A 10,263-nucleotide genomic window follows, 5' to 3' on the forward strand; every position below is an offset into this window, starting at 1 on the left:
TGCGCCGAATATGGCAGCAACCGCTTAATTAGTGGGGTAGTAAGCTTCACCTCACTCTTATCCATTTCGCAGGTACTCCCCCGTATACTTGGCCGGCACTCAGGTCTTTGGTTACAACCGCCGCTGAAGCTACTACCACGGCTGCTCCGATTGTGACCCCCGGCATGACCACGCACCGCGTGCCCAGCCAGGTATTGGGACCGATTGCGACCGAGGCGCTGTACATGCCCTGATCATGAACTGGCCGGCTTGAGTCGCCCGAATTATGGGTCGACGAGAGCAGCACCGACTCGAATCCAATTAATGCGCCCTCATGTATTACCAACGTACCGCGGGCGTCCAACACCACATCTCGAGCGATGGAAGCTCTAGCGCCCACCTCTAGGCCAGCGGGATGAATCACTCTCGCGCCGGTACCCAGCACAACATTCCGCGATATCTTTGCTCCTCGACTACGCAGAATAGCTAGTCTAAGCCTCATGCTCGCTTTTCCGGGAAGGTGCCGAAGAACCCTTTCATCAGCAATTGATGCCAATCGGTTCCACAGTTTCATCGCTTTCCATTCCCTTGCTTACTTAGAATGCTCATCAAACTTGTGGCGGTCCTTGATAAGTCGAATGTGTCCGTCAACCATTGACGTTGCAGGATAAGGTATTCACGCCGCACCTCCGCATGATCAAGAGCTGCAATTCGAACCGTCCAGGACTCGGGAACTTCCCTTTCAGCCCGCGGCACTACGAGTCGCGTTCGAAGTAGAGGGTGGATCGCCTCCGCGCAGCCGCCAACGTCAGCGACAATCGGGACGACGCCGGCTTCACCTGCTTCAAGTAGAATGGTCGGCAACCCCTCGGAAATAGAAGTAATCAGCATCACATCTAACTGCCCAAATGCTCGATACCGATCCGTAAAGCCGTGAAACTTCACTTGGTTGAAGGCCCCTTCAAGATCTGCTCGCATCGGTCCATCGCCGAACACCGCAAATTCACGCGTAGGGTTGGCTGATGCAATTCTGCAGAAAGCGATTGGGTCTTTTTCTGGAGATAGACGACCGACGAATCCAACTCTTAGCCGATCGGCGACGGTCGGCAGCACGCGGCAAAGCTTTTCTTTCTCGAGTGCTGGAAGGCCCGGGTACACTGTTTCCACTTTTTGAGTTGGGAGCAAGTCGCTAAGCAACCCCGTCAGGTACTCGCTCACGGTAAGAACTCCGAAAGCTCTCCGAGCAGCGGAGCGCCATAAAAAGCGCCATAAGATTCGCTTGACAGGATGTCCCTGCTGCTTGACCGGGAAGGGCTGCCCCAGGGCGTATATAAACCACGGAATCTTAGCCTTGCGGGCTAGAAGAAAAGAGAACACAATGTCACTCTGAGAGATGGAGCTGATGACGTGGGTGACTTCCTCATCCGCAATGACTTGCAGCACGCGCTTGCGAAAGCGCAGAGAGGAGACCAAGCGAAGCTTTAGCGGCTCGTTTTCGACTAAATCCTGGTCGGGGTGGCCTCGGAAGACAATTGTGTGCGTCTTTTGCTGCCCAAGCTCGTGACGTAGGTGATCCCAGAATTGATATGCCCCCGCGTTCTTAGTGCTCGGAGACGCGAGCACCAACAATTTGATTCGGTTGTTTTGGTCGCAAGCAAGATTCCGGCCCATCTACCCGCTCCAATTCTGACATGCGGCACGGAAGACGAGGCCATGAAGTTGCGAAACCTCGTGGTCAGTGTGGATGTCCTCTGTAGCTGCAGCGCCGATAGCTAAGTTGTTGAGCAACTCGGGGTCGCTCTGAATGCTTCGTAAGGACCGAGCAAGACTGTCCACGTTATTTGTACCGAAGAGAAGACCATTTTTTCCGCTCGTGATCCACTCTGCAGGTCCACCACAATCCGCCGCCACCACTGCTTTCCCCAATTTTAAGTACTGTAGGACGTTTTGACCCAACGGCTCCGGCCTGGTTGAAGCTTGCACGCACAAGTCCATACTGGATATGAAGCCCTCAACATCAGTGACCTGTCCAAGAAGGTCTACTTGCGCAGCAACACCTAGCTGACATGCAAGGTCTTTTAGGTCCTTTTGATAGCGCTCATGTCCAAAAGGGGCTCCCCCAGCCAACTGCAACTTAACGTTTTCTCCAGCAAATTCTTTTGCGAAGGCTCTGATAAGCAGTTCTTGCCCCTTCCAAGGGTCAAGTCTCGCCACCATGCCAATTCGGAATACATCAGTGTTGCGCCTTCGAGCTCTTTTCAATGGTTGTCCGTCGCTTAACCCGATCGGACTATGAATAACGTGTATCCGACTCGAATCCGGCATGTACTGCCGCGCGGTCGCTGCGGTTGTCTGTGAGTTCGCTATGACAGCAGCCGCACGTGGCAAGGTTATGAAGCGCATGGCGTTCAAGCCGAACCAGCCGAGAGCCTCCCTGTCGACTAGGTCGCGGAGCTGAACGACCACCGGCTTCCTTAAAAGAAACCCGACCACTGATCCATAAATGGCTGAACGAGAGGTATTGGCGTGAATGACATGAGCTCGCCGTACTCTACTGTCACTCAAGAGGTGTGCAACCTGGCGCCCAATTTGTGCAGCGACGAGAAGCGCACCGAGCAGACCAGCCTTGCTTGCGCCGGACGGCTGTTCAGGGCCTACTCGAAACACGTCGACGCTGGATTGCTTCAATGCATCAAATGCGCCTAAGCCCGTATTTTTGCCGTGAGGAAGGACGACTTGCGGCTGCCAACTGTCGCAATGGCGAACTATGCGCATTAGCGCGAGCTCAGCGCCGCCGAGCGCTGTAGTGTGATCCAAATGAATTACCCGCAGAAGTTCCGGCATTGCTCAAATCCCTGTCTTTGACGCAACCCATGAAGATAAGGAAGAACGAAACACCGCGTCGGAGAATTTCATTGCTCGTGACCTGCTCAACGAGGCTTGACCGCTTAGAGCTCGCTGTACTGCTTCTGTGATGCTGGCCTTGCTGCAAAAATTGGCCAGCGCCCCGGTTCTTCCGTCCTCTACTGTTTCGGAAGTTCCTCCAACCTCGTTCGCGAGAACTAGAGCTCCCGCAGCCATCGCCTCTACGGGCATGATGCCAAAATCCTCCAAGGCTGGGAATACATAAAGTAGTGCTTGCTGATATAGCGCGTAGAGCAAGGAGTCCGACGGTTTCAATATAAAAATTGCCAAGGCTCCGCGCTCCTTGGCGTGGGCCCGAAGCCGCATTTCATCCGGCCCGCTTCCTGCGATTACAGCTGCAACCCCCATACTTACTGCGATATCAATAACAGTTTCAAGCTTTTTATATTCGACGAATCGAGATGCGCCCAAGATAAAATCTGACGGCAAGGAACCTAAGAGGTCTGCATCAGGTCCCGTCAGGGAGGCACTCCAGTCAGATTTTGCTTGGATACGACTGACATCAACCGGGGGGTATATAGTCGACGCGTCTATCCCCCAGCTCCTTTCAATCCTTTGCGCAACGAATTTGCTGTTCGCTGCGGCACTGTAGATCTCTTTTGCTCGTTGACGATCTAACGTTCGCAGCATGGGTCCCGCTGTGCGTGCAGCCAGGCTGCGTCCGCGAGCATCGGCTTCGGGAGCCCAGATATAGCGCGCCGGGGTGTGAACGTATACCAATTTCTTCAAATCGGGATTCTTTGAAAATCGAGCATGGTGAGCAAATGAGTGGCTGCTGACGAGCGCCCAGTCGTACTTCTGAATAGCTGGTAGATGTCGCCATGTGACGAGCGCGGCGGGCAGGGCGAGGACTTTCCTATGGCGCAATGGAGTTCGCGCGAGCACCGTCTCGTAAATCTGTCTCGACCCGTATCGCATCGGGTCGTCATTCCAAAGGCAGTAGATGTCGATGTCATCGAAGGATTCGACCATTCCGTCTAAGACTCGCTCCGCGCCCCCCCGCTTTTCAATCCACTCGTGAACTAGCACTCCGGTCACTGTGCCCCATTTCGCTTCCATCGGTTGGTGATCCGCTTGGTGCCATGCACTCACCACGTGCGCACTGCCGCAGCGCCTGCCCGGGATCCGGCGCGAGACTGCATGAGCCGCGACAACCTTCGAGGGGAGTGTGAGACGCTCCCACTGTAGCTTGGCGTATCAGATACAAATCTTGCCGCAGCGGCGCGCCGTCTGAACCCCGGCATGTCGGCGAACCGACCCGCCCGGCATCAGCAAGAACGTCGTCGATGGCAGCTGCACATGGTTACTATAGATCGGATCTTCCTTCTGGGAGCCCGAACTCTAATTCGAAGGGTCTCAACTTGGAGTTGACGGATTACCTGCGGATTTTCCGCAGGAATTGGATATTAATTGCCGCTTTCGCAATCTTCGGTGTTCTTATCGCCTTGTTTATTTCGCTGGTATTGAAAGCAACGTACCAAGCTGAGACGAGGCTGTTTGTTGCAATCAACAGTTCTGGGTCTGTACAGGAACTACAACAGGGCAACACTTTCTCGCAGGCGCGGGTTCAATCCTACGTCGAGACGGTAAGCACGCCGGCTGTTTTGCAACCTGCCATCGACAGTCTTGGGCTCGAAGTCTCGCCTGCGGACCTATCTACGGTAGTGGCGGCAACCGCGGATTTGAACACGGTAATCATTTCTATTACAGCCGAAGACAGCTCGCCGGTGCAGGCTGCCGCCATCGCGCAGGCAGTGGGCGAGAGTCTCGTCCAAGTTGTGAGCGAGATAGAGGCTGGAGACGGCGCAGGTTCGTCTCCTGTGAAACTAACCGTCGTACAACCTGCCGTGGCTCCTGAAGATCCTTCCGCGCCGAATACGCGCATGAACCTTGCGCTTGGCCTGCTGCTCGGAGCCGCGACGGGAGTATCGCTAGCGCTCTTACGAACCACTCTAGACACCCGGGTTCGTGGAGAATCTGACCTACGGCGAGTCAGCGACGCACCTCTCCTCGGTGGTATCTCCTTCGACACGGACGCCCAGAAGAAGCCGTTGCTGACGCAAACACATGCGCAGAGCCCCAGGGCCGAATCATTTCGGCAGATCCGCACCAACTTGCAGTTCGCTCACGTGAGCCATAAGTCGAAGGCGGTGTTGGTGACCTCATCGCTGCCAGGAGAAGGAAAAAGCACCACTGCCACGAACCTCGCTATTGCGATCGCACAAGGTGGTCAGTCTGTGGTGCTCGTGGACGCCGACCTCAGACGCCCCCGGGTGGACGAATACCTGGGTCTCGAGCGCAACGCCGGTCTAACAACTGCCCTGATCGGCCGCGCTGACGTGGAGGACCTTCTGCAACCGTGGGGCACCGACGAGCTTTATATTTTGACGGCTGGCCAGATACCACCGAATCCAAGCGAACTACTTGGATCCGAAGCAATGAAGCAGTTGATTGCTCGCCTTGAGCAGAAGTTCGACGCAGTCATTATCGATGCCCCACCGCTGCTTCCAGTCACCGACGCCGCAGTTCTTGCGCAAGAGGTAGGGGGCGTCGTGCTTGTTGTGGGAGCCTCAAAAGTGAGGTTGCCGGACTTGCAGAAGTCACTAGGCAACCTTGAGATGGTGGGCGCTGACCTGCTGGGTGTTGTGTTCAACTTGCTGCCGAGCAAGGGTCCTGACGCCTATGCATACAGCTATTACTCGTATGACTCGGCCGAACCGTCGGCAATGGATAAGACGCCGGCGCTTCCCAACCGCTTATTGAAGACCCGAAGTTCTGATTTTGACGAGCGGATCTTTGGGATACCACCACAGGCGAGTAATTAGCTGCGTTTTCGGGCGCCGGGTTAGATAGTACGGGGGACTGGTGTCGGTGGCGAAAGAGAATATCGGCTGGGCGCATCGCTATGGGCGACGACTAGCCATAGTTGATGCGGCGGTGGTTCTATGGGCAACTGTCGGAGCCTTGATCATTCGATTTGGAGTGCCCGAGACGGACCGGCTGAGCGCCCGCGGCCAGCCCTACGTGGTTCTATCCCTCGTCCTCGCCGCGGGGTGGTGGGCACTCCTTTCGCTTCGGGGCAGCCGCGAACCGACCGTGCTGGGACATGGCGCTGAGGAGTATAAACGCGTACTAAGCGCCTCCCTGATTCTGTTCGGGGTCGTAGCGATTGTCAGTTACGCCTTCCAGTTCGACACTGCCAGGGGCTACGTCGGCGTTGCACTCCCAGCTGGTCTGATCATGCTTCTGCTGTCCCGGACCATAGTCCGACGCTTGCTGCACGTGGAACGCGCGCACGGCAAGAGTTCGCTTCGCGTGCTGGTCATCGGCAGCACTAGCGGCGTGAAGCACCTGTCGGAGTCCCTGCGAGCGCAGCCAATGGCGGGTTACATTCCAATCGGTGCCTACCTCCCCGGCGTTGAAGCAGACGGAAGTACTGCCGGTAGCTTAGATTTACCAGTCGTCGGGAGGGCAACCGAGGCGGACAGAATAATCGCCGACATCGAGAGCTTCAATCCCGACGCGGTGGCACTTTCGAGCAGCATGCAACTAGCACCGGAAACCATCCGCGCACTGGGGTGGGCGCTGGCGGACCTTAATATTCGTCTAATTATGGCACCGGCGCTCACAGACGTCGCAGGACCCCGCATTCATACGCAGCCCGTAGCCGGCCTTCCACTGATCCACGTATCGACGCCCAACTTAGAAAAAGGCCAACGTTTTGTGAAGCGAACCACCGACATTGTTGGATCCGCTTCATTGATTATCGGGCTGTCACCGCTGCTCGCCGTACTCGCCTTGCTTGTCCGGCTTGACTCACAAGGGCCCGTGTTTTTCCGCCAAGAACGAGTAGGCACCGCCGGTGAGCGTTTCGAGATGTTCAAATTTCGTTCGATGGTGGTAGACGCAGAAAGTCGATTGCAAGAACTTCGCGGCGTTCACGAAGGCAATGAGGTGCTATTCAAGTTGAAGAACGACCCTCGCATCACGAGGATAGGTGGCGTTCTGCGCAAGTTCAGCCTCGATGAGCTGCCTCAACTGTTCAATGTCCTTGGTGGATCGATGTCTCTTGTAGGTCCACGACCGCCACTTGCCGCTGAAGTAGAGCGCTATGACATCCGCGCCCACCGCCGACTTCTGGTCCGCCCAGGGATGACCGGATTGTGGCAGGTTAGCGGCCGATCATTGCTGTCCTGGGACGAGACAGTCCGACTCGACCTTTACTACGTCGAGAACTGGTCTTCTTTAGGTGATCTGACCATCCTGCTACGCACTTTCAAGGCTGTTGTCAGCCGCCACGGCGCTTTTTAACGCCTCTCGCTCATAGTAAAAAGGACTTTCTTGCATGACTGATCGACCCTCGATGAGCTCCCGGAGAGCGCGGCCCGCTACGATTCAGTCGTCCGGTCAACGCGCGAGCGTGGCGAGGAGCAATAGCCGGAAGCGCTCGAATCTATTGCTCGTCATCGCCGCCACCGTCCTAATATTGTTCGTAGCCGCCGGCTCGTGGCTCGCTCACCGAGCGCACCAAGTGCGCAGCAATCTCGAAAGCAGCATGGCCTTGCTTCCCGAGTTGCAGGCAGCCGTCAATAGTCGTGACGCTTCGGGGGCCAGCGCAACAACAGCTCAAATACAGGAGTACACGGCCGCCGCACGTACTGCGGGTGCAGACCCGCTGTGGAAGGCCGCAGCACTTGTCCCGTTTGTGGGTCAGAACTTCAGCGCCGTCACCGAGGTCACGGTCTCAGCCGACGATGTCATCAGCCGAGCAGTGACACCGATTGTGGACAGTTTCGCCACCCTAGACTGGGACTCGCTGTCCCCTACCGACGGCCGGATCGACACCGCTCCCCTTGCAGACGTCTCGCCTACCCTCTCCGCGGCAGCCAACACGGTCAACCTTTCTTTTGGCCGCCTTGAAGGAATTGATCGGTCAGAGTTGCTTCCGCAAATCGCTGGCCCGCTGAAGAAGGCTGTCGACGCGCTCGACGAAGTGCGGGGACCGATTACTAGCGCATCGCGTGCCAGCGAGCTGCTGCCGTCCATGCTGGGCGCTGACGGACCTCGAAACTACTTGGTGCTGGTGCAGAACAGCGCGGAAGTACGCGCGACGGGCGGCATCTCCGGCGCTTTGGCCGTGCTCACCGTGGAGGACGGGCGAATTTCGCTGACCGACCAGGGCAGTGCTTCCGAAATGGGAAGGTTCACTCCCCCACTCCCGATGGATCCGGAGCAGGAACGGATCTACTCGTATCGCATGGGCACATTCATGCAGAGCGTCAACCTCACCCCCGACTTCCCCTCGGCCGCTTCCACCGCCCAGCAGATGTGGGAGCAACGCAACCCGGGCTCCATCATCAACGGTGTCATTGCGCTGGACCCCGTGGTGCTCGCGAATATCCTGTCAGCCACAGGCCCCGTGGAGCTCGGCGCCATCGGCGATCCCGCAGTCGACGCCCTCCTCGCCAACACGCAGCTCCCGACCGCGCTCGATTCTACGAACGTAGTGCCGACACTCCTCTCGGATGTGTACGCACAGATCGAGGAACCGGCTGTGCAGGACGCATACTTCGCGGCGGTTGCGGCGAAGGTGTTCGGTGCTCTCACCAACATTCAGGGGGACGGCACGCAACTCGTCGACGCCCTGGTGACCAGCGGCGAGCAGGGACGCCTGCACCTCTGGTCCGCGTCGACCGACGAGCAGGACCTGCTCGCGCAGACCGACCTCGCCGGGGCCGCGCTCGGACCCGCGGTCGGCGGGGCAGCGTTCGGTGTCTACTTCAATGACGGCACTGGCGCGAAAATGGACTACTACGTGCGGCGCACCGTGCAGCTCGTGAAGAGCTGCCCCGGCGACGGGTACTCGCTCTACACGGTAAGAGTGACCCTGACCAATACGGCGCCGGCAGACGCGGCCACCAGCCTGCCCGAATATGTGACCGGGGCCGGCGCGTTCGGCGTCGACCCAGGACGGGTGAAGACCAACACTGTGAGCTATGGACCCGCCCAGTCACGCCTGCAACAGGCACGCCTCGACGGCGCTGAGGCGCCCATAGGCTCCTTCGCGCACGGCAACCGGCCTGTCGGGATTCTCACCACCGAACTCGGCCCGGGAGAGACTGTGACTTTGGAAATGGACTTCTCCAAGGTGGTGCAGGAAACGGAGCCGGTGGTCGACATCACCCCGACCGTCCAGGACCCGTCCGACGTTTTACTGCCCGCCCAGGGCTTGCAGTCGTGCAGCTAAGGCGCAAGGTCAACGCAGCGCCAGATTAACACTGCGTTACATCTGCGTCCGGAAGGGCAGACCGCTTTTCATACTTGGTTTGCGCTGCTACTTTGTGAGTAGAGATTCTTCTCACCCAAGTAGTTTCCATGCCAGTTAGAGTATTTCGGCTCGGTGCTATACGGTACGAGGAGTCGATCGAGGGCGTTTGGGGAACGAAGGCCCGATCACTTCACCTGTTTCGTCTCGTCTCATTTCTTTTTTCTTTTGGGGAGCCACCATGCGCAAGACCGCCTCCGTCCTGGCAATCGCCGGTACCATCACCCTCATCGGAGCAGGTGCGGCAACGGCCGCTCCCGTCTCCACTCCGGCCTACGTCACCGACGAGACCGCCACCGTCAGCGACGGAACCATCGCACCGGGCGAAGCAGTGGTCTTCAGCAGCACCGGAAGCCCCTTCACCCCGGGCGAGCTCATCACCATCACGGTCGACCGCACGGACGCCACGCCGTCCGCTGCCGGCTTCGGTGCCGGTGGAGCTGCCTCGGCACGCGGCGGTCTCATCGTCCTCAACCAGATCGTCCTCACCGACACGGTGAAGGCCGATGCCAACGGCAACTTCGCCTACACGGTCACGCTTCCCGAAGAGGGCGTCTACACGCTGACCGCAGCCAACGCCGCGGGCAAGACTGTCACGCAGACCGTTGTCGTCGACGCCGCGAACGCTGTCGGCGGCACCACGGGCGGGACAACGGGCGGCACCACCGGCGGTACAACGGGTGGCACCACCGGCGGAACCACCTCGTCGGTCAAGGGCGGCCTCGCCAACACCGGTATCGATTCCGCCATGGTCCTCTGGGGCGCAGCAGGCATCGGTGCACTCGGCCTGGGCGCCGGCAGCATCGTGGTCGCACGCCGCCGCTCCGTCGAGGCGTAATACCTCGCAGTAGGAACGACGAAAAGCCGGGCCGGAGCGATTGCTCCGGCCCGGCTTTTCGTTTCCATGCTCAGGTTCGGTCAGGTTGCCCTGAATCCGGAGGAAGGGGCCAACGACAGCTGGGGACGAAGTCTCGGTCTCAAGAAGACTCCTATGCCGCTGGCCCCAGTCCGGGACCCGCCTTCACTCGGGTGAG

General features: G+C 58.3%; 8 protein-coding genes. 4 read left to right on the top strand and 4 right to left on the bottom strand.

Annotation, left to right across the window (positions count from 1 at the left end; translation table 11 throughout):
* Nucleotides 1–46: 46 nt before the first annotated feature.
* Genes CXQ97_RS20630 through CXQ97_RS06735 form a run of 4 tightly spaced genes read right to left on the bottom strand, consistent with a single transcriptional unit; the run spans nt 47 to nt 3,876 of the window.
* Nucleotides 47–553 (bottom strand): hypothetical protein, encoded by a 507-nt coding sequence (locus CXQ97_RS20630; RefSeq protein WP_104180077.1) that lies wholly within the window; start codon nt 551–553, stop codon nt 47–49.
* Nucleotides 550–1,650, bottom strand: a complete 1,101-nt coding sequence (locus CXQ97_RS06725) for a glycosyltransferase family 4 protein (RefSeq protein ID WP_104180078.1) — start codon at nt 1,648–1,650, stop codon at nt 550–552. The genes CXQ97_RS20630 and CXQ97_RS06725 overlap by 4 nt, the downstream gene beginning before the upstream one ends.
* The gene (locus CXQ97_RS06730; protein ID WP_104180079.1) at nt 1,651–2,823 is read right to left on the bottom strand and encodes a glycosyltransferase family 4 protein; all 1,173 of its coding nucleotides are present in this window, start codon (nt 2,821–2,823) and stop codon (nt 1,651–1,653) included.
* 3 nt (nt 2,824–2,826) lie between these two features.
* Nucleotides 2,827–3,876, bottom strand: coding sequence for a glycosyltransferase (locus CXQ97_RS06735; protein ID WP_258062367.1), 1,050 nt, complete (start codon nt 3,874–3,876; stop codon nt 2,827–2,829).
* 389 nt (nt 3,877–4,265) lie between these two features.
* Here CXQ97_RS06735 and CXQ97_RS06740 point away from each other — a divergent pair, with 389 nt between their 5' ends.
* The 4 genes from CXQ97_RS06740 to CXQ97_RS19410 all read left to right on the top strand — a co-directional run bounded on the left by CXQ97_RS06740 (nt 4,266) and on the right by CXQ97_RS19410 (nt 10,067).
* On the top strand, nt 4,266–5,729 hold the full coding sequence (locus tag CXQ97_RS06740; protein ID WP_104180081.1) for a polysaccharide biosynthesis tyrosine autokinase: 1,464 nt from the start codon (nt 4,266–4,268) through the stop codon (nt 5,727–5,729).
* A gap of 40 nt (nt 5,730–5,769) precedes the next feature.
* Entirely contained in the window at nt 5,770–7,215 is a 1,446-nt protein-coding gene (locus tag CXQ97_RS06745; protein WP_258062368.1) for a sugar transferase, read from the top strand.
* A gap of 220 nt (nt 7,216–7,435) precedes the next feature.
* On the top strand, nt 7,436–9,151 hold the full coding sequence (locus CXQ97_RS06750) for a DUF4012 domain-containing protein (RefSeq protein ID WP_258062369.1): 1,716 nt from the start codon (nt 7,436–7,438) through the stop codon (nt 9,149–9,151).
* 259 nt (nt 9,152–9,410) lie between these two features.
* Nucleotides 9,411–10,067: an LPXTG cell wall anchor domain-containing protein gene (locus CXQ97_RS19410; RefSeq protein ID WP_146069588.1), complete on the top strand. Its 657-nt coding sequence runs from the start codon at nt 9,411–9,413 to the stop codon at nt 10,065–10,067.
* Nucleotides 10,068–10,263 lie beyond the last annotated feature (196 nt).

Source organism: Arthrobacter sp. B0490 (assembly GCF_002929355.1).
Classification (GTDB): domain Bacteria; phylum Actinomycetota; class Actinomycetes; order Actinomycetales; family Micrococcaceae; genus Arthrobacter_D.